Below are 24,782 nucleotides of genomic sequence, written 5' to 3'. Positions count from 1 at the left end.
GAGCAGTGCGATCACCGCACATCCCTTGCTGGCCTCCTTCCGGTGCTTTCCGCCCATGCGGGCTCCTCCTTCCTCTTGAGCGCGGGCTGCGGTCGCGGCCCGCCGGCTCTCGCCGGGTGCGAGAGCCCGTCTTCGGCGGGCACCGGGGTGCCCTGGCGCGCCGGGCGAGGTCGTGGTGGTGCCGGAGTCGGCATGGGGGTTCTCCCGTCGTGAATTGCGAAGGGGATTGGCGAGTGCCGTCCAGAACATATTGGGCGGCGCGGTCCGCGGGGAAGAGCGAATTGCCCGGCCACGGCCAACGGCGCCGGTGCTGCGTTAAGCGGAAGCCGAACGGGAAAAGCGCGATCGGGGACTGATCAGCGGACTGAACGCCGAAGGGCTTTCGCTCGAAGTCGGCACAACACCGCGGAATTTCGGCTGATGCGGGAGTGAAACGCGGAGTATTCCAAGCCGTTTTGCCCTTCACTCCGCGAATCACTCCGCGGCCTCCAGGTCCACTCCCCGTTCACTCCGTGTTCATTCCCCATTCACTCCCGAAACGAGCAAAGAGCCCCGTACCGGGTCATCGGCACGGGGCTCTTGTGGGAGCTCGTTCAGGCGAGAATGTTGCCTGTGGGCTGGCGCAGTTGCTCGTAGATCAGATTGCGCACCTGTTCCGGGCTCAGCTGCGGGTACCGGGCGGCGATGCCCTCTTCGGCCAGCCGCCAGAGCGTGGATTCCTCCGGGGACGCGGTGGCGTTCCGCTTCAGGTCGCGGGCAGCCTCGCTCGCCCGGAGCCGGTCCTCGGCCTCGTGCAACTCGGCTTCCTGCTCGCCGACCCTCCGGTCCAGGGCCATCACCGCCCGATTGCTGGTCGCCAGGCAGATCTTGTACAGCTCGCGCTCTTCCTGCCAGCTTTCCCGCGTGTTGCCGGTGGCGGCGTCGTCGACGGGGCAGGTGGCCGCGGGGACCGGGGTGAGGTTCTCGATGGTCGTGCGGATCGTGACCGCGGAAACCACTGGTTCGGTGAGCCACTCGGGGCGCAGGACCCGGCCGGTGTAGCCGGGCGGGTCCTCGCCGTAGGCGTGGGCATAGGCTCCCGCCACCAGCGCCAGCAGCGGCTCCCGCCGGGCCGGCGGGTGGTAGGCGGTCAGCAGTTCCTGGATCTCCGGCCAGCTCGGCGGGCGGCGGGCGCCGCGGCCGAGGCAGTCGGCCAGCCGTTTGGTCAGGCTCGCCGTGTTGTGCCGCCGGGTCCAGTGCTTCTCGTCCCCGGCGTGGGCGGCCAGCAGGTTCTCGCTGACCTGCCGGAGCGTCCCGGTGCGCCCGGTGACGCCGAGCAGGACGACCAGCGCCAGCACGCGCTTGCCCGGGGACAGGTACGGATTGCTGAACTCCGCGGTCGAGGGCAAGCCGTCGACCGCGGCCCGCCCGCGTCGGCCACGTGACCGCGGCGCCCGCGGGGCGGGGATGGCAGGAAGGGTCGCGTCCTGGTCGCCGGACAGCGCCCCGGAAGTGCCCTCTGGACTGGGCATTCAGGTTGATCTTTCTACGCGGTCCCCTGCGCGGTGGTGATCCGCCGACCCCGGCCCCGATCCGGGTGGTCAACAGGGAAGCAGCCAACAGGTGTCGTCACACCGCCCGTCCGCATGCGGGCTTCATCCGCCTGGACCCTCCTCTCCCGAGTCGCTCGGAGCTGCGCCGTAATCTATCCGTTATCTGCTGGAAAAGTGAGCTTGAGCAGCAGTTTCGCTCAAATGGATCATTCGGCCCGGCAAACTCCTCCGGATGGGGAAACCAGTCACGCCCACAAGTGTGAGCTTCGGCCGCCGAAGCCACTGGAGCGGACGAATGCGGCGTAGGCCACCACCTGTCCGGAGCAGTTTCTGGGAAATGATCTTCAATCAATGCTGGGTACACCTTACAGAGAGCCAACAGTACGTGCACGGGCAAGCGCAACGCCCCCGGGCGCAGAAAGACGCGCCCCAGCCGTGGCTGGGGCGCGTGAGGTGGAGCCGAGCTACCGGGGGATCCCGTCGGTGAACACGATGCGGTTGCCCTCCGGGTCGGTCAGCGGCAGCACCCTGGTGCACGTGGCGTCCTGGACGCCTTCATGGGCGATCCCGGCCCGGTCGAGCGCGGCGAGGCGGTCGTCGAGCTCGGTTTCCGCCAGGACGACCGTGCCGCGCCCGGCGCGCCCGGGTTCGGCCCACACCTGCACCCCGGAGGTGCCGGTGAAGTGCCATTCGGCCAGGCCGTCCATCGGCCGCGCGTCGGGTGCGCGCCCGAACAGCCCGGAGTACCAGGCGATCGCGCCGTCGAGATCGGCCACGGTGAGCTGGGCGAGGATTCCCGCGATGGCCATCTGCCCGTCCTTTCTGTTGCGGTCACCGGTACGGACCGGGCGGACGGGCAGAACTCAGCGGAGCGAGGTCGTTCCACTGCCCGGCAACCCGCCGGTGGGGGCGAAGCGTTCGACGCACCCGCGACGACTCACCGGGTGTGGCCAATCGGCATCGCTGCGGAATCGGTGGCAGGTGGGGGCGAGCATGGAGCTGCGGCACTTCCGGTACTTCACGGCGGTCGCCGAACAGGGTGGGTTCACCAGGGCCGCGACCGCGCTGTACGTCTCCCAGCCGACCCTGAGCCAGCAGATCCGCGCGCTGGAGCGGGAACTCGGCGTGCCCCTGTTCGTGCGGGCGCCGGACGGGGTCCGGCTGACCCCCGCCGGTGAGATCTTCCACGAGCACGCCGGGGCGGTGCTGCGGATGGTGGACGAGGCCGCGCGTGCGACGCGGCGCGCCGGGGCCGAGCCGAGCGTGCTGCGGGTCGGGTGGAGCCCGCCGATCCCGCGGGCGCTGCACGTGCCGATCGCGAGCGCGTTCTCCGCGGCCCACCCCCACGTGCGGTTGTCGTGGCGGGAGACCACCCTGCCCGATCCGGAACGGCCACTGCTCGACGACGAGGTCGACGTCGCGCTGCTGCGGTTGCCGGTGGACCCCGAGCGGGTGCTGTGGGCGCCGATCGTCGCCGAACCGTGCGGGCTGGCGGTTCCGGTCGGGCACCCGTTGTGGGACCTCGACGCGGTGAGCGTCACCGACGTGCTCGGTGAGCCGATGCCGAACGTCGGGGCCGCCGTCCCGGAGGCCATGAAGCGCTGGTGGCTGCTGCCCGACGCGCGCAACGGCGAGTACCCGCGGGCGGTGGGCGAGCCGGTCAGCACCGTGACCGAGCTGGCGTTGTCGGTGGTCCTGAACGGCGTGGTCTGCCCGGCTCCCCACCTGTACGTCAAAACCGCCTCGATGCACGGGTTCCGCGCGCTGGAGTTGCGTGGCGGCCCGGATTCGTCCACCGGTGTCGCCCGGCGGCGGGACGACCAGCGCGCGCTGCCCCGCCAGTTCTGCGAGCTGGCCACCCGCATCGCGGCCGAACTGCCGCTATAGCCGCGGCCGATCGGCGCATAACCACCACGACTTCGACGTGGACCGGTCCGCGGCCCGATGCTCGTGGGGACACGACGGGAGTGCACCGACGATGCACCGCACCCTGGGACTCCTGGCCACCGGGCTGGGCGTCTTCCTGACCCTGACCGCGGCACCACCGAAAGCGGCCGACGACCGCTTCGCCTACTCGGGCAACCAGGCGGTCGGCGGCTGGTTCACCGTCGACGTGCTGGCGAACGACGACTTGGCGGGCACCGAGGCCGGCGCGGTCGAGCTGGTGTCCGGTCCGGACGACGGCACGGTGCAGCCGACCGCGGACCCGGTCGGCTTCCGCTGGCGGCCGGGGTCTTCGCTGACCGCGCAATGGACCTACCGCGTCGTCGACGCCGAGGGGAACCGGAGCGACACCGCGGCGGTGTCCGTGGGGGTGCGGCCCGGCCCGCTCCCGCGTGACGACGGCTTCCAGGCCACGACGGGCGTGCTGCTCAAGGTCCCCGCGCCCGGCGTGCTGGCGGGCGACACCCATCCGGCGGGAGCGCAGCTGCGGGCGGAAGCCAAGCCGGGCAACGGTTTCACCGCCAAGGGTGGCCGGGTCGTGCTGCAGCCGGACGGTTCGTTCGAGTACGCGCCACCGCCCGGCTTCACCGGCACGGACTCCTTCGCCTACCGGGTGGTGGACCCGCAGGACGACGCGGCCGAGGCGACCGTCACCATCGCGGTCCAGCCGAGACCGGCCGAGCCCGCGCACCCGCACCCGGGTGGTGACCGGCCGTCGGGCAAGGCGGAGATCACCACGCACCTGCACGGCTACCCGGCGGCCTGCCGATCCGGGCCCCTGCTCATCGGCGGCACGGAACTGGACACCTGGCTGGACGAAGCACGGCAGGGCTCGGGCGGGACCGGCTGGGAATTCATCGACCTGCACGCGTTCCTCCCGGACGGGCTGGCGCCCGGGGTGCGCGAGGTGGCGTTCCGGTGCGCCGGGACCACCCATCCCGCGGGCACCATGCGGCTGCCCGCCGGTCCCGGACTGACGACCTTCGAGCTGACCTGGACGGCGGAGGCCACCACGACCGCCCCGGAGACCACGGAACCACCACCGCCCGGGGAGGAGCCCGTTCCGGAACCGCGGGCACCACGCCCGCCCGGGCTCCCCGACATCCCCGTCCCCCACGAAGTCCTGACCGATCCGCGGTCACTGGCGGCGAGCGCGGCCCAGGCGGCCGCGATCATCGCGCTCGTGCTGCTGCTGGAGACGGCGTTCCCGGCGGACCTGGTCAACAAGGTCATCGAAAAGCTGCGGACCCGGCACGCGCGGGACCGGCTGAGGGCGGCGACCCCGCGGGTTCCCGGGTGGATCCGGGCGCTCGGCTACGCGGCGCTCGGCGGGGTGCTGCTGGTCTGGGCGGACGCCGGCATCAACGCCCGCACCTGGGACTGGGGTGTCGTGCTGCTGAAGGCGGCGGCGGGTGCGGTGGCGCTGCTGCTGGTCGTCACCGCCTACGAGAAGCCCAAGGACGCGCTGCTCACCGCGAGCCGTGGCCGCGGGTACCTGCGGGCGATGTGGCTGGGTTTCCTCCTCGCCGCGGTCCTGGCCACCCTGTCGCGGTTCCTGGACTCGCCGGTGCCCTACGTCTACGGCCTGGTGATCACCTTCATCGCCCTGGGTGCGGCGCCCCCGCCCCGGCAGGGACGGGCGACGCTGGGCGGCGGGATCGCCGTGCTGGTGACCTGCGCCGGGATCTGGGTGGCTTTCGCGCCCCTCGTGGTCGCCGGGCGGAACGCCGATCCGAAGTCGCTGGCCTACGGCGTCGCCCTCGCCGTCTGCGTGGTCCTGGCCGCGGGCATCCAGGTCGTGGTGTTCGGGCTGGTGCCGGTCGAGCCGCTGGACGGGTCCGCGCTGAAGGGCTGGAGCAGGGTCGCGTGGTGGTTGCTGTATGCGCCCGCGGTCTTCTTCTACGTCCACGTGGTCCTGGAGAGCGTGCATCCCGCCGTCGAGGAGGAGCCCGCGGGCGAGCGGATCTTCGTGGCGTCGTGCCTGTTCGTGGTCGCCGGTGGGGCGAGTTTGCTCCTGCGCCGGCTCAAGGCGGTGTCCAGGAGTTGAGTGCGGTCGGTAACTCCGGAGTGGGCCCGACGATGTTCACCGGGTGACGAGTTCTCCGGTGCCCAGCCCGAACGACCGCCCGCGCCGATGAAGCCACCGTCGGCGCGGGCGGTCGCCGCGTCACCGACCTCTACACCCAGGCCATCGAACAGCTCGGCTCAGGACCACGAGGAACACCGCCAGACCATCGTCAACGTGCTCTGCGCCTACCTGCGCACGCCGCTCGACCTCCGGCGGACGACCTCCGCGAACGCACCCAGGAACGGGAAGTCCGGCTCACCGCTCAGCGCGTCCCCGCCCGGCACCTGCGCCCCGACCCGGCCGCCACCCACTGGGCGGACCTCGACCTCGACCTGACCGGTGCCGACCTGATCGACTGCGACTTCTCCGCCTGCGCCGTCCGTGAAGTCAGCTTCCAGGGCACGGAGTTCACCGGGGAAGCCCGGTTCGACCGGGCCACCTTCACCGGCGCGGCTCGGTTCACCGGGGCGAGTTTCACCGGCGCTGCCTGGTTCGAACGGGCCGTCTTCCGCGATGCCGCTTGGTTCGACGGCGCGACTTTCACCGGCGACGCAGCTTTCGACGATGAGTGGATCCGGCTGGCGCTCCGGCCCCACGGTGACGACCGCTAGCGCGGCAGCCGTGCGCTTCGGCTGCGGCACCGAGGGGTGCCGGAAGCCGCCGGGCCGGCGCAGCGCCCAGCGGGTGCTCTTGGGGCCGTTCGCTCGATCCGGTGTCGAGGTGTGTCGAAGTGCCTGGCCCGCCGATCTCTGCAAGACACTGCGGCGGTGATGAACACGTCGATGGAGGACGCCGGGCGCTGCCTGCTGTCCGTGGCCTGGAACATGCACGGCGACCACCCACGGGAGTACCGCCGCGGTGAGGAGATCCGGGACCACCTCCGCCTCGTGTGCCGCACCACCGGGCACGCCGCCTGCGCCTGGGCCCGCGCGCACGGCACCGGCTCCGAAAAGGACTACCGGCCCCTGCTGCGGCTGGCCGACCTGGTCTTCGAGATCGACACGCTGCTGCTGCTGGTGACCAGCCGCCTGGTGCCGGACGCCGAACGCGAACTGCGCCGGTGGAACGAGATCGAGGAGCTGGTGGTCCGCGCCGAGCAGCTGGCCGAGCAGGCCACGCGCTTCCTCGCGGTCGACGCGACCTGCTGAGCCCGATCGCCCACGGATCGTCGGTGGTTCCGGGTAGGTTCTCTGTCGTGGACGCTCGGGAACGCATAGCGGAACTGGCTGATCAGGTCGTGGCGATGCGTGACGCCTACTACCGGGGCTCGCCGGTGGTGGCGGACGCGGAGTACGACGCGATCGAGGACGAGCTGCGTGCTCTGATCGCGGCGAACCCCGGCCTGGCCCCGGACCCGAATCCGCTGGAGCAGGTGGGGGCGCCGGCGGTGCTGCACGCCCCGATCCGGCACTCGCGGCCGATGTTGTCGCTGGAGAAGGCGACCAAGCCCGAGCAGGTCGCGGCCTTCTTCGACCGCTTCCCCGGGCAGCCGGTGGTGGTGATGCCGAAGCTGGACGGGCTGTCGCTGGCGCTGGTCTACGAGAACGGGCGCCTGACCAGGGCCATCACCCGCGGCGACGGCACCACCGGGGACGACGTGACCGTGCTGGTGCGGGCCCTGACCGACGGCATCCCGGACCGGGTGGACGCACCGGGCCGGGTCGAGGTGCGGGGCGAAGCGGTGATGCTGCGCTCCACCTTCGCCGCCTACAACGCCGAGCACCCGGACAAACCGCTGATCAACCCGCGCAACGCCGCCGCGGGCACGCTGCGGGCCAAGGACCCGGCCACCGTGGCCGGGCGCAACCTGCGGTTCTTCGCCTTCGACCTCTACGCCGAGGCCACCGAGTCCGACTTGGACAGTGCACTGCGGACGCTGGGGTTCACCGCCGCGGACATGCGCCACTGCACCGACGCCGAAGCGGCCCAGGCGGTGATCACCACGATCGAGCAGCAGCGCAACGACCTGGACTACGACCTCGACGGTGCCGTGCTGCGGCTGGCCGATCGCGACGCCTACGCCGCGGCGGGCACCCGGTCGGCGTCCCCGCGCGGGGCGCTGGCGTTCAAGTTCGCCGCCGAGGAGAAGACCACGGTGCTCTCCGATGTGGTCTGGGACGTGGGCAAGACCGGCAAGATCGCGCCGGTCGCCTGGCTGGAGCCGGTTTTTGTGGGTGGCACCACGGTCACCAGGGCGACGCTGGCCAACCAGGAGGTGATCCGCGCCCGCGGCATCAAGATCGGTGACACGGTGCTGGTGCGCCGCGCCGGGGACGTGATCCCGTTCGTGGCCGGGGTGCTCGACGAGTCGAAGCGCACCGGGGCCGAGCGGGAGATCGTGCCGCCCAGCGTGTGCCCGTCCTGCGGGCAGCCGCTGATCGAGCAGGGCAACAGCCGGGAACTGTTCTGCACCAACGTCGCCTGCCCGGCGCAGACGGTGCGGCGGTTGATCCACTGGGCCTCGCGGGCGGCCGCGGACATCGACGCCATCGGCAAGGTGTGGATCGAGCGGCTCGCCGAGGCCGGGATCCTGGAGCACCCGTCGGACTTCTACCGGCTGACCAAGGAGCGGTTGCTGGAGTTCGACCGCATCGGTGAGGTGTCGGCGACGCGGATGATCGAGTCGATCGACGCGAGCAGGCAGGTCGGCCTGCGCCGGGCGCTGATCGGGCTGTCGATCCCGATGGCCTCCGAGGGCACGGCCGCGCGGTTGTGCCGGGCGGGGTTCGCCTCGCTGGAGGAGGTCGCCGAGGCCGGGGTCGAGGGCCTGGTGGCGGTGGAGGACATCGGGCCGCAGGTCGCCGCTTCGCTGGTCGAGCACCTCACCCGGCTGCGGCCGGAGCTCGAGCGGTTGCGGGAGCGCGGGGTTTCGCTGGACGTGCGTGAGGAGGACCTGCCGCCGGTCGTGGCGGCGGGGGCGCCGCTGGCCGGGAAGACGGTGGTGATCACCGGCGCGATCAGCGACCCGCGGTCGGGGGAGAAGGTGCCGCGGCCGACGTTCCAGCGGTTGTGCGAGCAGGCGGGCGCGACGGCCGCGTCCTCGGTGTCGGCGAGTACGGACCTGCTGATCACCGGGGCCGGGGTGGGTGCGGCCAAGCTGACCAAGGCGGAGAAGTTCGAGGTCGAGGTGGTCGACCAGGAGGTGATCTGGCGCCAGCTGATCGACGCCGGCGTGGTCTAGCCGGTGAGCTGGTAGAGGCGGAAGCCGGGATTTTCGTAGATCAGCCGGAAGGGCGGCCGGTCCAGTTCTCGCAGGCCCGGGACGCGGTCCTTGCCGTAGAGCATGGGGGTGGTGACCACGGCGTATTCGATGCCGTGGGCGCGGACGAGGGCTTGGACCTGCGGATCGGTGGCGACCTCGTCGAATCGTTCGAGCAGGACCGCGCGGTCCGAGCCGGGTGGGTAGTTGCCGAAGTAGGGCACCACCGTCCGGCGGCCGACCAGGCCGTAGGTCCAGGTGGAGCCGTCGCCGTTGTCGTTCATCACGCCGGTGCCGGGTGGGACGAGTTCGGTGAGCCGCCGCATTCCGGTGGCGACGTCGGTGGTGATGGGGCCAGGGCGGTACACCTCGCGCACCCGGTCGCTGTTCACCGCGACGTAGCCGCCGGTGGCGCCCAGGTAACCGGTCACCAGCAGCACGCCCACCCGCCAGTCGCCGAGGCGGCGGCGGACCTCGTCGAGTAGGTGCCCGGCGGCGATCGCGCCGACCACGGGCAGCACGGCGGCGAGCCGGAAGCTGTCGTTCCACCAGGGTGCTGTCAGATATCTGGTCAGCCCGTGATCGGTGCTCACCGACAGCACGTACAGCCCGGCGAACACCACCGCGGCGGCGGTGGCCCAGCGCCAGGCCGGTACGCGCACCAGCAACAGCAGCCCGCCGAAGACCAGCACGGCCAGCACCCACTGCGCCGGGGGTGCCGCCTCGCCGGGTTGGGGGTCCACGCCGACCAGGGTGACCACGCGCAGCAACGCGGTTCCGGCGTCACTGCTCGCCGCCCAGAACGGCTGGAAGGCGGCCACCCGCGGGGTCACGGTCAGCAGGCCGCCGAGCTGGGGCAGCAACGCCAGCCCGCCGAGCCCGCCGAGCAGGCCCAACCTGGTCCAGTGCAACGGGAAGGTGGCCCGGTCGCGCAGGAGCAGCACCAGGATCCCGAACACGGTGAACACCACCGCCGCACTCGGGTGCACCACCAGCACACCGTGGGCGGCGAGCACGGCCATCGGCAGCACGCCGGTGTCGCCGTCCTTGAGCCAGCGCACCGCCAGGGCGAGCGCGGGGCCGACCAGGCACAGCGCCAGTGCGTAGGGGTAGAGGCCGCCGTAGCTCCACAGCAGGTAGGGCAGCGCGCTGAAGGTGGTGCTGACCGCGACGGCGGCGGCCACCGCACCCGGGCGCAGCCCCAGTCCGGCGGCGAACCCGGCGGTGCTCAGCGGCACCAGCAGCGTGGCGACCGCGACGACGAGTCCGTTGAGCACGTTGGGCGGTGGCTGGCCGGTGCCGCTGTGGACCAGCGCGCCGATCAGGTGGAACCCGTTGGGGTAGAAGAAGTCCGGGTGGTCCTCGGCGATCGCGGACAGGGCGCCCTGGCTCGGTGCGCCGGAGTCGGCGATGTGGCGGACGGCGTTGCCGTGGAAGCTCATGTCCCAGATCTGCGACGCCGCGTCCATCCCGCGCATGCCCAGCGCCAGCACGACGGCGCCGACCGCCGCGGCGACCAGCACCGCGGCGCCGATGGCGGCGAACCCGGCGCGCCGCCAGGTGCCCGGTTCGGGGTTCTCCCCGCCGGGCAGCCATCGCCGGGCTGCGGCCGCCAGGCCGACCACCGCGGCGAGGAAGGTCAGGCAGGTCCACGGCCGCCACGGCACGCCGAGCCAGCCGAACAGGGGCCCGGCCAGTCCGGCCAGCCCGAAGGTGATCGCCGGGGCTGCCCCGAGCACCGCCCAGCCGGTGCGCCGCACCGCCGTGGCCACCGCGAGCCCGGGCAACCAGAGCACGCCGACCACGACCACCAGCAGCAGCACGGTCGCCATGTGAGCACGCTAGAACCCGGGCTGCCGCGGCACAGCGCCCGTTCGTGCCACCGGGCAGGCCGGAAAAGTGCCCACCGTGCAGGGTTTCAGGCCGCCGGGCCGTGGGCGGTGAGCACATAGCCTCCGGGTCCGGTGAAGGAGAACACCGGGCCGAACGGGCTGTCCCTGAGCGGGGTCAGGACCTCGACGCCGCCCGCGGTGAGCTGGTCGTGCAGGGCCTGGGCGTCGGGTGTGGAGAACCACAGCGCGACGCCGAGGCCGGGGCGTCCGGCGTCGAGGTCGGTGCCGGGCAGGGGTTCGCGCACCGCGATCGGGCAGGGCCGGGTGCCGAACACGACCGCTCCTGGCGGGGCGGCGGGCGTGCGGACCAGCCCGAGGTGCTCTTCGCAGAAACGGGCGGCGGCTTCGACGTCGCGCACCTGCAAGGCGATGAAGTCGGGGCCGTCGATGGTCGCGGGCATGGTGTGCTCCTCAAGGTGAATGTCAGGAATTTGACATACTCGAACCTAGGGCAGCTGCGCCCGGATGTCAAAATGCCGACATGGAGGACAGGCGAGTGGCACCCCCGCACCCGGCCGCCGACGTGCTCGACCACGTGGGTTACCGGCTCAAGCGCGCGCACGCCGCCCTGCGCGGCGCCATGGACCGCGCGCTGCGTGAGCACGGCCTGACCGTGCCGCAGTACGCCTGCCTCGAGGTGCTCGACGCCCGGCCCGGGCTGTCCAACGCCGAACTCGCCCGCGCCACCTTCGTCACCCGCCAGTCGGCGAACGTGGTCATGCGTGGCCTGCAGGAGGCGGGGCTGATCGAGCGGCCCGACACCGTCGAGTCCGGCCGGGCCCGCCCGACCACGCTCACCGCCGAGGGGCGGCGGGTGCTGCGGGCAACGCAGGAAACCGTCTACGCCATCGAAGCCCGCATGGTCCGCGCGATCCCCGAACGGCGCCTGGCCGCGCTGCTGGCGGATTTCGACCGCATCGCCGACGCGCTCGACGGCTAACCGGCGCTGACGCAGAACCCACCCGGGGCGTCGGCGAGCGCGGCTCTGATCGCGGGCTGGCCGGTGAACTCGTCGCGGATGCGCTCGGTGCGGAAGGCGATCTCGAAGGCCCAGCCGCCCCGGCACCGCCGCCAGGACCACGACACCGCCCGGTCGGCGATCGCCGTGGCGAAGAACGCCTGCGCGTGCTCACGACGCCAGGCGCTCGCCGGTCTGGCGCCGTCGAGCACTTCGATGCGCAGTCAGGGATCCGCCACGCCGTCGAGCCTAGCGGCCGCGGAACAGCGCCCGTTCGAGTTCGTCGGCGGCGCACCGGTGTTCGCGGGCCCAGCGGGCGAGCAGGTCGCAGTAGCGCTGGTAGGTGCTCGCCGGCCAGGGACCGCTGGGGTGCAGCGACTTCCAGTCGGTGGCCTTGACCAGTGCGGTGGCCACGACGCGGTCGAGGATGAGGCACGGGTGCGCCGGGGCGCCACCGCCGGCGAAGTAGAGGAACTTGGTGAAGAACGACGGCCCGAAGCCGGGAATGGCGTTGCGGCCACCCGGTCGCAGCAGTTCGTAGGCGGCGGTGGGGTCCAGCCGGGAGGCTTCCGCGGCCGCGCGCAGCACGGTTTCGGCGTGCGGCAGGTTCTCGCCGATGCTGTCGAGGCGGCGGGCGTTGTTGCGCAGGTACGACCCCGACCCCCAAGCCAGGGTCCGCCACAGCAGGGTGAAGACGTTGTCGGCGGGTGCCCAGACGTCGGCGCGGGTCAGGGCCGGTCCCTCGGGCGGGGTGCCGGGCAGGCCGCGGCTGGCGATCGCCTCGCGCCACCAGTGCGTGCGGATGGTGATCCGGTGCCGATCGACGCTGTCCTGGCGTGGCTGAGCGGGCGTGGCCCAGCTCGGCAGCGCGAGCGGGGCGAGGTCTGTCATCGGCATACAGCGTGAGTCGCGGGGCGTGCCCGGTCGTTACTCGCGGGCAGGCACCTCTTCGGCGACCGGTTCGCTGAGCTGCCAGGCACCGCGACGCCGCCGCATCAGCAGGTAATAGCCCACGGCGAGCAGGGCGATGCCTGCGGTGACGAGCAGGCTCGGCCTGCCGACCTCGGGGTCGCGCGCGTTCTGGTACAGCACGAAAGCGAGCGCGGCCAGGGCCAGCACCGGCGCGAGCGGGAACCACGGCATGCGGTAGCGGGCGTGGGCGGTGGCACCCGAGCGCCGCCCGGCGATGGCGCCGAGGCACAGCGCCGCGTACACCACCACGATGGCGGTGCTGGTGAGCACCAGCAGCACCCGTTCGTCGGCGAAGCACAGCGCGGCGGCGACCACGCCGGTGCCGATGGTGGCCACCCACGGGGTGCCGAAACGGGGGTGCACCCTGGCCAGCGCGCGGTTGACCGGGGCGGGCCAGGCCCGGTCTCGGCCGCTGCTGAAGACCAGCCGGGAGCTGATCAGCACGATGGCCAGCACCGCGTTGACGATGGCCAGGGCCACGGCCAGGCTGATGACCGTGTCGAGCGTGGTCCCGCCGCGTTCGGAGACGAACTGCGACATCATGTTCGGCGCGGCGAACAACGCGCCGAGGTCGGGGGAACCGAGCAGCACCGCGGTCACCGGGACCAGTTCGGCGAGCACGGTGATGCCCAGTGCCAGCAGGATCGCGCGGGCGACCCCGCGGCCGGCGTCCTGGGTCTCCTCGCCGAAGTAGACCGCCGAGCCGTAGCCGTTGTAGGCGAAGATGGCCACCGAGGTGGCGACCACGATGGCACCCAGCGTGGCGGGTCCGCCGTCGGCGGCGACCGGCTGGGTGAGCAGGTCGGTGAACGGCCGGGCGGGGGCGAGCAGGCCCAGCGCGCTGACCACGGCCAGCGCGAGCAGTTCGATGGCCAGGAAGACGCCGGTGACCCAGGCGTTGAGCTTGATGTCGAACACCGCGACCAGGCCGGCCAGCACGCAGGTCACCGCGGCGGCCACCGGCGCGGACAGGCCGGGGATCAGCACCCCGAGATAGGTGCCGACGCCGAGCGCGATCACCGCGACGATGAGCACCTGGGTGACGATCATGATGCCGAGCACGACGAATCCCGGCAGCCGGCCCAGGGTGCGGGCGGTGATCGCGTATTCGCCGCCGGCCAGCGGGAACGCCGAGGCCAGTTCGGCGTAGACGAAGGCCATGAACACCCCCACCACGCCCGCGCCGACGAAGCTGAGGAAGGCGCCGGAACCGGCTCCGGAGAGCACCCCCGGCGCGATCACGAAGACCGAGGAGGCCGGGCTGATCGCGGACAGCGTGATGAGCAGGGTGCCCAGGGTGCGAAGCCCTCGGCGGAGTGCGGGAGCGGCCACGTCGACCTCCAGCTGTCACGTTCTTCGAAGGAACTTCAAAGAACTGATGACCCGACATCAAAGGCTCTCGCCAGCGACCCGTCAAGGGCCGGGCTTGCGTTTTCTGAACGTCCTTTGAAGAATGACGGGCATGGCGAGACCGAGCAGGGCACCCGCGCGGCGGGCCGAACTGGTGGCGGTGGCGCGGCGGGCGGTGCTCGACCGGGGGGTGCTGGACCTGCGGCTGCGGGACATCGCCGACGGCGCGGGCATGTCCTCGGCGTCGGTGCTGTACTACTTCCCGAGCCTGGCCGAGTTGCTGCAGGAGGTGCAGCGGGAGGCGGTCGAGCGGTTCTGCGAGGCACGCGAGCGCGCGGCGGGCGGGCACCTCAGTCCGCCCGCGCGGTTGCGGGCGATGATCGGCAGCGGCCTGCCGACCGGCCCGGACGACGAACTGTGCGTGCTGCTCTACGAACTGGGCACCATCGCCCGCCGCGACCCGGCCTACGCCGCCCGGCACATCACGCTCTACGAACGCCAGGTCCGCGCCTACACCGCCATCCTCGAAGCCGGTGCCGCGACCGGGGTGTTCGACCTGGCCGACGAGCCGGTGGTGCTCGCGCGCAACCTCGTGGCCCTCGAAGACGGCTACGGCCTGCACCTGACCCAGGCGGTGTCACCGCTGGCGACCGCGACCGCCGAGGCGATGCTGCTGTCCTACGCCCGCACCGCGACCCGCTGTGCTCTGGCGGAACTGCCGTGACCCGCGCCCGTGACCTGCTTCCCCACCTGCCCGGGACACCGGGGCCGCACAACGCGATCACCGACGTGCCCGGGGTGGAGGTCGGCTGCACCACGCTGATCGAGGGCGAGTCGGTGCGCACCGGGGTGACCGCGGTGCTGCCGCGTGGCCGGGACGGGTTCGACGTGCCGTGCGCGGCGGGAACGTTTTCGCTCAACGGCAACGGGGAGATGACCGGCACGGCGTGGCTGGCCGAGACCGGGTCGCTGTCGCTGCCGGTGCTGCTGACCAACACCCACGCGGTGGGGCCGTGCCACCGCGGGGTGATCGACTGGGTGGTGCGCGAGCGCCCCGGTGCCGCGGCGGAGTGGCTGCTGCCGGTGGTCGCCGAGACCTGGGACGGTTACCTCAACGACGTCAACGCGTCAACCGTCCACACCGGACACGCGGTGGCCGCGATCGACGCGGCCCGGCCGGGTCCGGTGGCCGAGGGCTCGGTCGGCGGGGGCACCGGGATGACCTGCTACGGCTTCAAGGGCGGGACCGGCACGGCCTCGCGCGTGCTGACCCACGGCGGTGAGCGCTACACCGTAGGCGTGCTGGTGCAGGCGAACTTCGGCAGCCGCGCGGAACTGAGCATCGCCGGGGTGCCGCTCGGGCGGACCCTGGCCGGTGACGACCCGATGGCCGACACCGCCTGGCTCGCCCCGCCGGGGGCGGGCTCGGTCATCGTGCTGGTGGGCACCGACGCGCCGTTGCTGCCGGGGCAGTGCGCGGCGCTGGCACGCCGGGTGCCGCTCGGCCTGGCACGCACCGGCACCACCGGCTCGCACTTCTCCGGTGACCTGTTCCTGGCGTTCAGCACGGCCAACGCCGGTGCGCTGACCAGTCGTTTCCCGCGCCCGGACGACGCGGACTACGAAAGCCTGACCTTCGTGCCGTGGGGCCGGATCGACCCGTTCTTCGAGGCGGTGGTGCAGGCGGTGGAGGAGGCGGTGCTCGGCGCGCTCGTGGCGAACCGCGAGATGTCCGGCTACCGGGGCCGCCGCGTGCCCGCCCTGCCCCACGACTGGGCGCAACCCCGTGATTCGGGGAGGTGAGCCCCTTCCCCGTCCCGGGCAGACTTCGGGTCGTGCGGCGGCGTCGGCCGGGGAGCGGTCGGCGGAACCGGCCGGGTTCACGATCGCGCCGGACCTGAACAACCGGCAGCACACCAGCTGAGGCCGGTGGTGCCCTCGGCCCGGTCCGGGCCGAGGGCACCGCTCGGGTTCACCAGGGGTGCCAGGCCCCGTTGAACCACTGCTCGTGGGCGGTGTCGTTGTGGTGGTCGACGTTCCAGTCCTGCGGGTAGTTGTACATGTGGTTGTTCGGGTAGGTCCAGATGCCGGCGGATTCGTCGCAGACGTAGTCCCAGTGGCAGATGGACTTCACCGGCACGTTGCCGAAGTAGCGGTCGGCACCGGCCAGGGGGTAGCCGACGATGCCGCCGAAGGGCACGCTGCCGCCGTTGAGCCCGGGCGGGGCCTGGCGCTTGGGGTCGGCGATGAGCACGGCGTTGACGTTGCCGAAGGTCTGCCAGTTCTCGGTGACCCACACGTGCACCACCGCGGCGCCGAGTGAGTAGCCGACGGCCTTGGCGTGCTGGCCGGGGCACAGGTGGCGCTGCTCGCGCAGCAGCCGGTTCAGCTCGTCGACCCCGGCGCGGACGCTGGCGCCGTTGGGGATGGCGGTGGGATAGCCGACGTGCTGCTGGATGTTGCCGGTGAAGCCGTCGTTGTTCCAGGAGCTGCCGGTGCCGCCGACCACGATCGTGTAGGTGCCTTCGCACGGCGCTTCGGCGGCGGCGGCCGGGCTCGCGGCGGCGGCGAGGCCGGTGCTCAGCAGGATTCCGGCCAGCAGTGCGGGAATTCTTCTCTTTTTCACGGTGTCCCCTCGTCATGGCGGAAGTTCACCGGGGGAAGTTAGCGCCGGGCGATGAATTCGGGATGAAACAGCAACTATAGTGCTAGCTACCTAGTCAAGTGGAGGTAGCGTGCTGGAGTTCCACCTGGACGGCCGGTCCGGGTTGTCGCCGTACCAGCAGCTGGTGCGGCAGGTCCGGCACGCGCTGCGGCTGGGCGTGCTGGCCGAGGGCGACCAGCTGCCGAAGGTCAAGGACGTGGTGGCCGCGCTGGCGATCAATCCCAACACGGTGCTCAAGGCTTATCGGGAGCTGGAGCACGACGGACTGGTCGCGGCGCGGCCCGGGGTGGGCACGTTCGTCACGGCGACGCTGTCCGGGGCGCCGCCGGGGGCGCTGGGGCCGTTGCGGCAGGACCTGCGGCGGTGGCTGGTGAAGGCGCGGCGGGCCGGGCTCGACGACGAGAGCATCGAGGCGTTGTTCACCGCGGCCTTCCACGACACCGCCCGGGAGGACATCGCGTGAGCGTGCTGCGGGCCAGGGGGCTGGGACGGCGGTTCCGGCGCCGGTGGGCGCTGTCGGGGTGCACGCTGGACATCCCCGCCGGGCACGTGACCGGCCTGGTCGGGCCGAACGGGGCGGGCAAGTCGACCCTGCTCAACCTGGCCGCGGGCACGCTGGTGCCCTCGGCGGGCACGATCGAGGTGTGCGGCGGGGTGCCGGGCAGCGGGCCGGGGCAGCTGGCGAAGGTGGGTTTTGTCGCGCAGAACGCGCCGGTGTACGCGTCACTGACCGTGGCGGAGCACCTGCGCCTCGGCGAACGGCTGAACCCGGGCTGGGACGCGGCGCTGGCGCGGGAGCGCGTCGCGCGCACCGGGCTGGCTCCGGCGCGGCGGGCGGGGCAGCTGTCGGTGGGGCAGCGGGCGCAGCTGGCGTTGACGCTGGCCGTGGCGAAGCGGCCCGAGGTGCTGCTGCTCGACGAGCCGGTCGCGGCGCTGGATCCACTGGCGCGCCGGGAGTTCCTGGGGGAGCTGATGGCGGCGGTGGCCGAGCACGGGCTCAGCGTGGTGCTGTCCTCCCACCTGGTCGCCGAGCTGGAGCGGGTCTGCGACCACCTGGTGGTGCTGGGGGATTCGCGGGTGCGGCTGGCCGGTGCGGTGGAGGAGCTGCTGGCCACCCACCACCGGCTGACCGGGCCGCGCCGTGCGGTCGACCGGTTGCCCGGGGTGGTCTCGGCCAGCCACACCGAGCGCCAGTCCACCGTGCTGGTGCGCACCGCGGCGCCGATCCTGGATCCGGTGTGGACGGTCGGGCGGCTGAGCCTGGAGGACCTGGTGCTGGCGTACCTGGCGGAGTCGGCCGCCGCGCCGCCGTCGCTGGCGGTGGTGCGGTGACCTGGCTGGCGTGGCGGCAGTTCCGCCTGCCGCTGCTGTCGGTGCTCGGCGTGCTGGTGGTACCGGTGGCGGTGCTGGTGGTGGCCGGGCGGGTGGAGGCGGAGCTGCTGTACCGGGGCGGGCAGGTCGCGGTGTACGCGCTGCCCGCGCTGCTGGGGGTGTTCTGGGGTGTTCCGCTGATCACGCGGGAGCTGGAGGCGGGCACGCACCACCTGGTGTGGAACCAGAGCGTGAGCCGGGGGCGCTGGCTGGCGGTCAAGCTGGCGGTGGTGGTGCCGGCCGCGGTGGCCGCCGCGGGGTTGCTGAGCGCGGTGGTGAGCTGGTGGGCGGCTCCCTTGGACGAGGCGGCGGCGGTGGACCCCGACGCCGAGTTCGAGCCGCGGGTGGCGGTGGCGATCTTCGCCGCACGCGGGGTCGCCCCGGCCGGTTACGCGGTGTTCGCGGTGGTGCTGGGCGTCGCGGCGGGTTTGCTGCTGCGGCGGACGGTGACCGCGATGGCGGTGACGCTGGTGGTGTTCGCCGCCGTGCAGCTGGCTGTGCCGTTGCTGGTGCGCCCGCACCTGCTGCCCGCCACGGAGCAGTCGGTGGTGCTGACCGCGCAGACCATCGAAGGCGTGCAGTCCGAGGAGGGCCCGTCGGGGGATGTGCCCGTCACGTTGCAGGTGAGCAGGCCCGCGGGTGCGTGGGTGCTCACCGATGAAACCGTGGACGCGCAGGGGACCCCCGCCCGCCCCCTGCCCGAGGCGGTGCGGGGCTGCCTGCCACCTCCCCCGCAGCCGCCGGACCTGCACCGGGTGCACACGTGCTTCGCGCAACTGGCCGAGCTGGGCTACCACCAGCGGCTGGTCTACCAGCCGGGGTCGCGGTTCTGGCCCTTGCAATGGCTGGAAACGGCGTTGTTCGCGGCTTTGTCGGGGGCGCTGGTGTGGTGGTGCTTTCGCAGGCTGCGTCACGTGTCCTGACGCCGCAGAGCAGACAGGGCGAGCAGCAGCGCGACCACGCGGCTGCTGAGCGCCTTGCTGGTTCCGGCGACCACGATGGAGCCGGCCCGCGCGCTCGGTGTCACGCCGAGCTCACCTGAGGTGGTGCCGGTCCAGCCAGCCGGTGAGGGCGGCGGTGACCGCCTCGGGCTGGTCTTCCGGGGTGTGGTGGCCGGCGACGAGGTCGTGGGCGGCGAGGTCGAGGCCGGTGATGTGGGTGGTGCACCAGTCGATGAGGTCTGCGGTGAGCATGGTGCCGAAACCGGGGCGGAAGGTGATCAGCAGTTTCGGCACCTCGGGGCTGGTGGCGAGCCAGTCGACGTGGTGCTCGACGCGGCCGGCCACGTCGGCGGGATCGCCGTCCAGCGGCATCATGCGGGCCCAGCGCAGCAGCGGCAGGCGGCTCTCCCGCGTCGGGTAGGGCTTCCGGTAGGCCGGGGGCAGGCCGTCGAGGAACACCGCGCGGTCGAGCATCAGCTCCTCGCCCACGCCCGGGGTTTTCAGCGCCCGGAACAGCTCGCGCCCGGCTTCGGGGAATTCGGCCCAGGTCATCGGTTTGACGATGGTTTCGGTGACGGCGATGCCGCGCACCCGCCCGGGGTGGCGCGCGGCGTGGTCGAAGGCCAGCGCACCGCCCCAGTCGTGGCCGACGAGCACCACCTGGTCCAGGCCGAGCGCGTCGAACCAGGCGTCGAGGTAGCGGGCGTGGTCGGCGAAGGTGTAGCCGATCGGGGGTTTGCCGGATTCGCCCATGCCGATCAGGTCCGGGGCCAGCCGCCGGCCGGGGCCGACCGCGGGCAGCACGTGGCGCCACAGGTACGAGGAGGTGGGGTTGCCGTGCAGGAACACGATCGGGGCGCCGTCGCCGAGCTCGCGGTGGGCCATGGTCGAGTCGAGCACGCGCTGCACGGCCATCACTGGAACGCGGCGGCGTTGCGGGCGGCCCAGGCGGCGAAATCCCGGGGCGGGCGGCCCAGCACGCGCTCGGCGTCCGGGCTGACTCCGCGTTCGGCGGGCAGCGGCGCACCGAGGAGGTCCAGGGTGGACTCGACGACCGGCTCGGGCATGAACCGCACCATCGCCGCCTTGGCTTGGGCGCGGGTCAGTTCCTCGAAGCGCACCGGCTGCCCGAGCGCGGCGGCCAGGGCCGCGACCCGCGCGCGCGGGGTGAGCGGAGCCGGGCCGGTCAGGGTGTGGGTGCGGCCGTGGTGCCCCGGCCGGGTCAGGGTGTTGCGGTGGAAGCCGCCGGGGCACAGCACCGTCCATTCCGGACTCAGCGTGGTGACGGCGTGCTCGGTGGTGGCGGGGTGCCTGCCGGTGGCCACCCCGAGCGAGGACAGCACCACGATGCGGCGGATCCCGGCGGTGACGGCCGTTTCGACGACCCCGGTGGCGTCGAAGTGGCCGGGGGTGAGCAGGAACAGCGCCGAGGCGCCGTCGAGGGCGGGCCGCAGGGTGTCCGGGCGGGTCAGGTCGGCGTGGTGGTGGCGCACGCCCGGCGCCGTTCCGCGGCGGGACACCGCGGTCACCCGCGCGTCCGCTCCGCTCAGTGCCCGGACCAGTGGCTGCCCCACGTTGCCGGTCGCTCCGGTGACCACGATCATGTTCGCTCCTGGTGTCTGTTGTGGACTGCGGAGCACGCTACTGGCGCGGATATAGTAGGTACCTAGAGGAAAGTATCGGCGAGAGGCGGTTCGCGTGATCGAGAGCACATCCCCGGAGCTGGCGTGCCCGATCGCGCCGGTGGTGGACGTGGTGTTCAGCCGGTGGACCACGCCGATCCTGTGGGCGCTGCACGAGTACGGGCGCCAGCGGTTCGTGGAGCTGGAGCGCCGGATCGCCACGATCACGCCGAAGGTGCTGACCCAGCGGCTGCGGCAGCTCGAGCGGGACGGGCTGGTGGTGCGCACCTACCACCGCGAGGTCCCGCCGCGGGTGGAGTACGAGATCAGCGAGCTGGGCCGCAGCCTGGCGCCGTTGTTCGCGGCGCTGGCGCAGTGGTCGGTGCACCTGCCCGAGGTCGAGCGGTCCCGGGCGGCCTACGACGCCGCCGGTGGCCGCCGCTGAAACCCGGCTGCAGCGGACACCGCGTTGCCGGTCACCTACCGGTGTGATGACCGTGAGAGCGAAACGGGTGAAGGTGCCACCTCCTGCCGAACCCGACACCGAACTGTGGGAGCGCGCGGCCTCGGGTGATGCCGATGCCTTCGGCCGCCTGTTCGACCGACACGTGCAGGCGGTGTGGAACCACGCCTACCGGCTGACCGGCTCGTGGTCGGTGGCCGAGGACCTGGCTTCGGCGACCTTCCTGACCGCCTGGCGCCGGCGGGCGGAGGTCCGGCTGGTGCACGAGTCGGCGTTGCCGTGGCTGTACGCGGTGGCCGGGAACCTGGCGCGCACCGAGCACCGGAGTTCGGCGCGCCGGCTGCGGCTGGTGCGCCGGGCCGAGCCGCCGCCGCAGGTGGCCGACCACGCCGATGCCGTGGTGGAGCGGGTCACCGCCGGTGACCGGTTGCGGGAGCTGGCCGCGGCGGTGGCCGGCCTGCCCAAGGCGCAGCGGCGCGTGGTGGAGCTGTGCCTGCTCGGTGAACTGCCGCCCGCCGACGCCGCCGAACTGCTCGGCCTGGCCGAATCCTCGGTGCGGGCTCACCTGTCGCGGGCTCGGGCCCGCCTGCGCCGTGATCTGGAGGGGAAATGACGACCGAGTTCGACCTGCCGCCGCGGCGGGAGCTGCCCGACGCGGTGCGTGACGGGATCCGGCTGAAACTGCAGGCGGGCATGGACGGGCCGCGGCGGCGTTCGTGGCGGGGCCCGGCGGTGGCCGCGGCCGCGGTGGCGGTGCTGGCCGGTGGCGCCGTCGTGCTGACGGCCGACTCCGGGGAACCGCCACCGGTGTCGGTGGCCGCGTTGCCACCGGGGTTGAGCCTGGATCCGCAGCTGGCGGCGGAGGCGCTCGACCGGTGTTGGGCGGCGCTGCGCACCGCGGGCAAGGACGGGGCGTTCCCGGATCGGCAGCAGTGGCGGCCGGTGGCCAACACCAGGCCACGGCCCGAGCTGGCGCCGTACCAGGTGACGGTGCTGGCCCGGGCCGAGGGCAAGCCGGTGGTCTGCGACACCACGGAGACCACGGTGACCGTGTCAGACCCGAACGCGCTCCCTGCCCACGCGCCGGGGACCTCGACCGCGGCGCTGCTGGCGAGCCCGAACGGGATCCTCGCCGGGATCGGCGAGGGTTCGGTGCCACTCAGCGCGAGTTTCCCGCCCCGGCCGGGCGGTCCGTCCGGCATCAACACCGAGGTGCCCTCGGTCGACGGCCTGTTCCTGTGGCGGAACGCGCCGAGTCCGGTGAAGGCGGTGTTCACCACGAAGGGTGCGCCCCTGGTCGCACCGCCGCCCGCGCTGAGCGTGGTCGACCGGCCCACCTCCGGCGTCGACCGGACCAGTGAACGCGGTCGCCTGCTCGGTACCTGCCTGGCCGAGTCGGGCGCGGTCATCCTCGACCCAGGCAGTTTCCAGCCGAAGGCGTCGCTGGCCGAAGGCCCGGCCACGGTGCTGACCGGGACTTACGGCGAACGCATGGTCTTCTGCGAGATAACCGAACGTGACGGCTTGCGGCACTACCACGCGGAGGAACCGCTGCGCACCGGGTCCGGCCCGCTGCGCAGCTTGAGCGGGTTCGCCAACGGGATCAACTGGTCCGAGCCGGACGGCGGCCGGCCGGTCGCCGGGGGTTTTGTGCCGCCGGAGACCACGCGGATGGAGGTGCGGCGGGGTGGTGGCAAGGCACCGCTGAAACCCGTGGTCGCGAATGGCACGTTCCTCACCGTGCTCCCCGAGGACTTCGCCGTGGATCCGGAGCTGAGCATGCCCCGGGAGGAGGTGACGGTCGCCCTGTACGACGCGCGGGACACGCTGATCCTTGAGCAGCCCCTGCGCTTCCCGATGGGTTAGCGTGGTTTGAGCCGGCGCAGGGTGAAGCCGTGGCCTGCCGGGTCCAGGGCGCGGGTGGCCTGCTTGAACAGGTATTCGGCGCGTTCGTAGGACAGCCTGCGGCGGCCGGTCTCGGGGCAGAGGTCGGCCGCCGCGGGGGTGCGGGCGGGGCCGGGGCGGCGGCCGGCGAGGAACAGCGGGCCGCGGGTGCGCCCGTCGAGCAGGCCCGGCAGCAGGCGGGCGGTGCCCGAGCGCCAGGTGACCCAGGTGCGCCCCGCCTTGGCGCGGCGGTCGTCGAGGTCGAGGTCTTCGACGTTGAGCGAGAGCACGGTCCGCACGCCGGCCCCGGATTCGTGCAGCAGCCGCCACAGGGTCCGTTCCCGCAGCGCGTGCTCGCCGGAGCACAGCGCGTCGAGGGTGCCCGGTTCGATCGGCGGGGTGCGCGGGCGGGTTTCGGCGCGGCGGGCGAGTCCGGCGCCGAGGTCGTCCATCCCGGTCCAGGTGGCGAACGAGCGCACGGCGGCGCGGTGCCGGTTCCAGGTGGCGCCCGCGGCCTGGCCCCAGGCGGTGGTGCACACGCGGGTGACCTGGTCGGCGGTCAGCGAGGCGAGGGGGAGCTGGTCGCCGAGGGTGGCGCGCAGGCGCCGCAGGGTCTGGCCGTAGGAGCGCGCGGTCTGGGCGTCGAGGGTGGCGAGGAACTCCGCGGCGGCGTCGGCGAGGGTGCGCACCGGGGTGCCGTCGGCGGGCAGGGCGCCGGCGCGGCGCAGCAGGAAGGCGCGCTCGGCGGCGTTGCGGGTCAGCGCGGCGGCGCGCTGGAACTCCAGGCGGGCTTCGTCGTTGCGCTCCAGTGCGGCCAGCAGGTCACCGCGGACGCCGGGCAGCAGGTGGTAGTCCTGCAGCGCGGGATCGGCCAGCAGCGCGTCGGTCATGGCCAGTCCGGCGGCGGGGCCGTGTGCCCGGCCGTAGGCGACCGCGCGGTTGAGCCCGACGATCGGGGTGGGCAGCAGCCGGATCAGTGCGTCGTAGAGGGTGGCGATCTGGGCCCAGTCGGTGTCCTCGGCGGTGCGGGCCTGGGCGTGGCACACCGCGATCGCGGCCTGCAGCAGGTACGGGCCGGGTTTGCCGCCGGCTTCGCGGGCCTTGAGCATGGCGGTGAAGCCGCGGCGGATGAGCAGGCGGTCCCAGCGGCCGCGGTTCTGCTCGTGCAGCGGGATGGGTTCGCCGGAGGGGCCGGTGCGCGCGGCCGAGCGGGAGGCCTGGATCTCCATCAGCGCGACCAGGGCGTGCACCTCGGCCTCGTCCGGGGCGAGCTTGGCCAGCAGCCGCCCCAGCCGCAGGGCCTCCAGGGTGAGGCCGGGGCGCATCAGGTCGTCGCCGGAGGTGGCCGAGTAGCCCTCGTTGAAGATCAGGTAGACCACTTCGAGCACGGAGGACAGCCGCCCGGCCAGTTCGGCGCGGGCGGGCAGTTCGAAGGGCACGCGTTCCTCGGCCAGCGTGCGCTTGGCGGTGGCCACGCGCTGGGCGATCTTGGCTTCGCTGAGCAGGAACGCCCTGGCGATCTCGGCGTTGGTGAGCCCGCCGAGCAGGCGCAGGGTCAGCGCCACCCTGGCCGGGGCGGGCAGCACGGGGTGGCAGGAGAGGAACATCAGCCGGAGCACGTCGTCCGGCTCGGGTTCGGCGGGGGCTTCGGCGACGGCGGGCTCGGCTGCCTCGTCGAGCCCTTCGAGCCGCTGGGACCGCCGCAGGTGGTCGATCGCCCGCCGCTTGGCCACGGTCATCAGCCAGGCGCCGGGGTTGTCCGGCACCCCGGACTCGGGCCACTGCTCCAGCGCGGCCACGAGCGCGTCCTGCGCCATTTCCTCGGCGAGGCCGACGTCGTGGACGAGCCGGGTCAGCCCGGCGACCAGCCGGGCCGACTCCAGCTTCCAGACCGCGTCGATCGAGCGGTGGGCGTCCATCC

Annotated in this window: 25 protein-coding genes; 14 read left to right on the top strand and 11 right to left on the bottom strand. The window is 72.8% G+C overall.

The window, feature by feature from the left end:
• Window positions 1-593 precede the first annotated feature (593 nt).
• Window positions 594-1,511, bottom strand: a complete 918-nt coding sequence (locus tag AC07EG_RS22940) for a hypothetical protein (RefSeq protein WP_478255191.1) — start codon at window positions 1,509-1,511, stop codon at window positions 594-596.
• Between the two features lie 485 nt (window positions 1,512-1,996).
• Window positions 1,997-2,341, bottom strand: a complete 345-nt coding sequence (locus tag AC07EG_RS22935) for a VOC family protein (protein ID WP_478255190.1) — start codon at window positions 2,339-2,341, stop codon at window positions 1,997-1,999.
• A gap of 184 nt (window positions 2,342-2,525) precedes the next feature.
• Between AC07EG_RS22935 and AC07EG_RS22930 the strand changes: the two genes are divergently transcribed.
• From AC07EG_RS22930 to ligA, 5 genes are all read left to right on the top strand, one after another.
• Complete coding sequence (locus tag AC07EG_RS22930) at window positions 2,526-3,419, top strand: LysR family transcriptional regulator (RefSeq protein ID WP_478255189.1); 894 nt, start codon at window positions 2,526-2,528, stop codon at window positions 3,417-3,419.
• A gap of 91 nt (window positions 3,420-3,510) precedes the next feature.
• Window positions 3,511-5,523, top strand: coding sequence for an FGLLP motif-containing membrane protein (locus tag AC07EG_RS22925; protein WP_478255188.1), 2,013 nt, complete (start codon window positions 3,511-3,513; stop codon window positions 5,521-5,523).
• A 143-nt stretch (window positions 5,524-5,666) separates the two neighbouring features.
• Entirely contained in the window at window positions 5,667-6,155 is a 489-nt protein-coding gene (locus tag AC07EG_RS22920; RefSeq protein WP_478255225.1) for a pentapeptide repeat-containing protein, read from the top strand.
• A gap of 159 nt (window positions 6,156-6,314) precedes the next feature.
• Window positions 6,315-6,692, top strand: coding sequence for a hypothetical protein (locus AC07EG_RS22915; RefSeq protein WP_478255224.1), 378 nt, complete (start codon window positions 6,315-6,317; stop codon window positions 6,690-6,692).
• A 47-nt stretch (window positions 6,693-6,739) separates the two neighbouring features.
• Complete coding sequence (gene ligA, locus AC07EG_RS22910; RefSeq protein WP_478255187.1) at window positions 6,740-8,725, top strand: NAD-dependent DNA ligase LigA; 1,986 nt, start codon at window positions 6,740-6,742, stop codon at window positions 8,723-8,725.
• On the opposite strand, the gene AC07EG_RS22905 is transcribed toward ligA, so the two are convergent.
• Entirely contained in the window at window positions 8,722-10,575 is a 1,854-nt protein-coding gene (locus AC07EG_RS22905; protein ID WP_478255186.1) for a DUF6541 family protein, read from the bottom strand. The two genes, ligA and AC07EG_RS22905, sit on opposite strands and share 4 nt — an antisense overlap.
• Window positions 10,576-10,661: 86 nt before the next feature.
• Window positions 10,662-11,036, bottom strand: coding sequence for a VOC family protein (locus AC07EG_RS22900; RefSeq protein ID WP_478255185.1), 375 nt, complete (start codon window positions 11,034-11,036; stop codon window positions 10,662-10,664).
• Window positions 11,037-11,116: 80 nt separating this feature from the next.
• Between AC07EG_RS22900 and AC07EG_RS22895 the strand changes: the two genes are divergently transcribed.
• The gene (locus AC07EG_RS22895) at window positions 11,117-11,575 is read left to right on the top strand and encodes a MarR family winged helix-turn-helix transcriptional regulator (protein ID WP_478255184.1); all 459 of its coding nucleotides are present in this window, start codon (window positions 11,117-11,119) and stop codon (window positions 11,573-11,575) included.
• Here the strand turns inward: AC07EG_RS22895 and AC07EG_RS22890 are convergent.
• The 3 genes from AC07EG_RS22890 to AC07EG_RS22880 are packed head-to-tail and all read right to left on the bottom strand — an operon-like array spanning window position 11,572 to window position 13,897.
• Window positions 11,572-11,805, bottom strand: coding sequence for a hypothetical protein (locus AC07EG_RS22890; protein ID WP_478255183.1), 234 nt, complete (start codon window positions 11,803-11,805; stop codon window positions 11,572-11,574). The two genes, AC07EG_RS22895 and AC07EG_RS22890, sit on opposite strands and share 4 nt — an antisense overlap.
• A gap of 37 nt (window positions 11,806-11,842) precedes the next feature.
• Window positions 11,843-12,484 (bottom strand): 8-oxoguanine DNA glycosylase OGG fold protein, encoded by a 642-nt coding sequence (locus AC07EG_RS22885; protein ID WP_478255182.1) that lies wholly within the window; start codon window positions 12,482-12,484, stop codon window positions 11,843-11,845.
• A 36-nt stretch (window positions 12,485-12,520) separates the two neighbouring features.
• Window positions 12,521-13,897, bottom strand: coding sequence for an APC family permease (locus tag AC07EG_RS22880; RefSeq protein WP_478255181.1), 1,377 nt, complete (start codon window positions 13,895-13,897; stop codon window positions 12,521-12,523).
• Between the two features lie 130 nt (window positions 13,898-14,027).
• Here AC07EG_RS22880 and AC07EG_RS22875 point away from each other — a divergent pair, with 130 nt between their 5' ends.
• Both AC07EG_RS22875 and AC07EG_RS22870 read left to right on the top strand, forming a co-directional pair.
• Window positions 14,028-14,639 (top strand): TetR/AcrR family transcriptional regulator, encoded by a 612-nt coding sequence (locus AC07EG_RS22875; protein WP_478255180.1) that lies wholly within the window; start codon window positions 14,028-14,030, stop codon window positions 14,637-14,639.
• On the top strand, window positions 14,636-15,718 hold the full coding sequence (locus AC07EG_RS22870; RefSeq protein ID WP_478255179.1) for a DmpA family aminopeptidase: 1,083 nt from the start codon (window positions 14,636-14,638) through the stop codon (window positions 15,716-15,718). Before AC07EG_RS22875 ends, AC07EG_RS22870 begins: the two co-directional genes overlap by 4 nt.
• A gap of 169 nt (window positions 15,719-15,887) precedes the next feature.
• Here AC07EG_RS22870 and AC07EG_RS22865 read toward each other — a convergent pair whose 3' ends face one another.
• On the bottom strand, window positions 15,888-16,541 hold the full coding sequence (locus tag AC07EG_RS22865; RefSeq protein WP_478255178.1) for a cutinase family protein: 654 nt from the start codon (window positions 16,539-16,541) through the stop codon (window positions 15,888-15,890).
• A 109-nt stretch (window positions 16,542-16,650) separates the two neighbouring features.
• Here AC07EG_RS22865 and AC07EG_RS22860 point away from each other — a divergent pair, with 109 nt between their 5' ends.
• The 3 genes from AC07EG_RS22860 to AC07EG_RS22850 are packed head-to-tail and all read left to right on the top strand — an operon-like array spanning window position 16,651 to window position 18,874.
• A complete protein-coding gene (locus tag AC07EG_RS22860; protein WP_478255177.1) occupies window positions 16,651-17,043 on the top strand; it encodes a GntR family transcriptional regulator in 393 nt (130 codons plus the stop codon).
• Entirely contained in the window at window positions 17,040-17,912 is an 873-nt protein-coding gene (locus tag AC07EG_RS22855) for an ABC transporter ATP-binding protein (protein ID WP_478255176.1), read from the top strand. The genes AC07EG_RS22860 and AC07EG_RS22855 overlap by 4 nt, the downstream gene beginning before the upstream one ends.
• Window positions 17,909-18,874: a transporter gene (locus AC07EG_RS22850; protein ID WP_478255175.1), complete on the top strand. Its 966-nt coding sequence runs from the start codon at window positions 17,909-17,911 to the stop codon at window positions 18,872-18,874. The genes AC07EG_RS22855 and AC07EG_RS22850 overlap by 4 nt, the downstream gene beginning before the upstream one ends.
• Before the next feature lie 111 nt (window positions 18,875-18,985).
• Here AC07EG_RS22850 and AC07EG_RS22845 read toward each other — a convergent pair whose 3' ends face one another.
• Together AC07EG_RS22845 and AC07EG_RS22840 are read right to left on the bottom strand one after the other, a co-directional pair.
• A complete protein-coding gene (locus AC07EG_RS22845; RefSeq protein WP_478255174.1) occupies window positions 18,986-19,807 on the bottom strand; it encodes a haloalkane dehalogenase in 822 nt (273 codons plus the stop codon).
• Complete coding sequence (locus AC07EG_RS22840) at window positions 19,807-20,496, bottom strand: NAD(P)H-binding protein (RefSeq protein ID WP_478255173.1); 690 nt, start codon at window positions 20,494-20,496, stop codon at window positions 19,807-19,809. The genes AC07EG_RS22845 and AC07EG_RS22840 overlap by 1 nt, the downstream gene beginning before the upstream one ends.
• Before the next feature lie 97 nt (window positions 20,497-20,593).
• Between AC07EG_RS22840 and AC07EG_RS22835 the strand changes: the two genes are divergently transcribed.
• The 3 genes from AC07EG_RS22835 to AC07EG_RS22825 are packed head-to-tail and all read left to right on the top strand — an operon-like array spanning window position 20,594 to window position 22,843.
• Window positions 20,594-20,959 (top strand): winged helix-turn-helix transcriptional regulator, encoded by a 366-nt coding sequence (locus AC07EG_RS22835; protein WP_478255223.1) that lies wholly within the window; start codon window positions 20,594-20,596, stop codon window positions 20,957-20,959.
• 46 nt (window positions 20,960-21,005) lie between these two features.
• A complete protein-coding gene (locus AC07EG_RS22830; RefSeq protein WP_478255222.1) occupies window positions 21,006-21,590 on the top strand; it encodes an RNA polymerase sigma factor in 585 nt (194 codons plus the stop codon).
• Window positions 21,587-22,843, top strand: coding sequence for a hypothetical protein (locus tag AC07EG_RS22825; protein ID WP_478255172.1), 1,257 nt, complete (start codon window positions 21,587-21,589; stop codon window positions 22,841-22,843). Before AC07EG_RS22830 ends, AC07EG_RS22825 begins: the two co-directional genes overlap by 4 nt.
• Here the strand turns inward: AC07EG_RS22825 and AC07EG_RS22820 are convergent.
• Window positions 22,840-24,780: a sigma-70 family RNA polymerase sigma factor gene (locus AC07EG_RS22820; protein ID WP_478255171.1), complete on the bottom strand. Its 1,941-nt coding sequence runs from the start codon at window positions 24,778-24,780 to the stop codon at window positions 22,840-22,842. The two genes, AC07EG_RS22825 and AC07EG_RS22820, sit on opposite strands and share 4 nt — an antisense overlap.
• Between the last annotated feature and the right edge of the window lie 2 nt (window positions 24,781-24,782).

This window comes from Amycolatopsis sp. NPDC045836 (assembly GCF_056431745.1).
This window is presented reverse-complemented; position numbering and strand designations above follow the sequence as displayed.

Coding starts and splice junctions, on each gene's coding strand:
- AC07EG_RS22940 (WP_478255191.1), bottom strand. CDS start 1,511: ATGCCCAGTCCAGAGGGCACTTCCGGGGCGCTGTCCGGCGACCAGGAC.
- AC07EG_RS22935 (WP_478255190.1), bottom strand. CDS start 2,341: ATGGCCATCGCGGGAATCCTCGCCCAGCTCACCGTGGCCGATCTCGAC.
- AC07EG_RS22930 (WP_478255189.1), top strand. CDS start 2,526: ATGGAGCTGCGGCACTTCCGGTACTTCACGGCGGTCGCCGAACAGGGT.
- AC07EG_RS22925 (WP_478255188.1), top strand. CDS start 3,511: ATGCACCGCACCCTGGGACTCCTGGCCACCGGGCTGGGCGTCTTCCTG.
- AC07EG_RS22915 (WP_478255224.1), top strand. CDS start 6,315: ATGAACACGTCGATGGAGGACGCCGGGCGCTGCCTGCTGTCCGTGGCC.
- AC07EG_RS22905 (WP_478255186.1), bottom strand. CDS start 10,575: ATGGCGACCGTGCTGCTGCTGGTGGTCGTGGTCGGCGTGCTCTGGTTG.
- AC07EG_RS22900 (WP_478255185.1), bottom strand. CDS start 11,036: ATGCCCGCGACCATCGACGGCCCCGACTTCATCGCCTTGCAGGTGCGC.
- AC07EG_RS22895 (WP_478255184.1), top strand. CDS start 11,117: ATGGAGGACAGGCGAGTGGCACCCCCGCACCCGGCCGCCGACGTGCTC.
- AC07EG_RS22885 (WP_478255182.1), bottom strand. CDS start 12,484: ATGACAGACCTCGCCCCGCTCGCGCTGCCGAGCTGGGCCACGCCCGCT.
- AC07EG_RS22875 (WP_478255180.1), top strand. CDS start 14,028: ATGGCGAGACCGAGCAGGGCACCCGCGCGGCGGGCCGAACTGGTGGCG.
- AC07EG_RS22845 (WP_478255174.1), bottom strand. CDS start 19,807: ATGGCCGTGCAGCGCGTGCTCGACTCGACCATGGCCCACCGCGAGCTC.
- AC07EG_RS22840 (WP_478255173.1), bottom strand. CDS start 20,496: ATGATCGTGGTCACCGGAGCGACCGGCAACGTGGGGCAGCCACTGGTC.
- AC07EG_RS22830 (WP_478255222.1), top strand. CDS start 21,006: ATGACCGTGAGAGCGAAACGGGTGAAGGTGCCACCTCCTGCCGAACCC.
- AC07EG_RS22825 (WP_478255172.1), top strand. CDS start 21,587: ATGACGACCGAGTTCGACCTGCCGCCGCGGCGGGAGCTGCCCGACGCG.
- AC07EG_RS22820 (WP_478255171.1), bottom strand. CDS start 24,780: ATGGACGCCCACCGCTCGATCGACGCGGTCTGGAAGCTGGAGTCGGCC.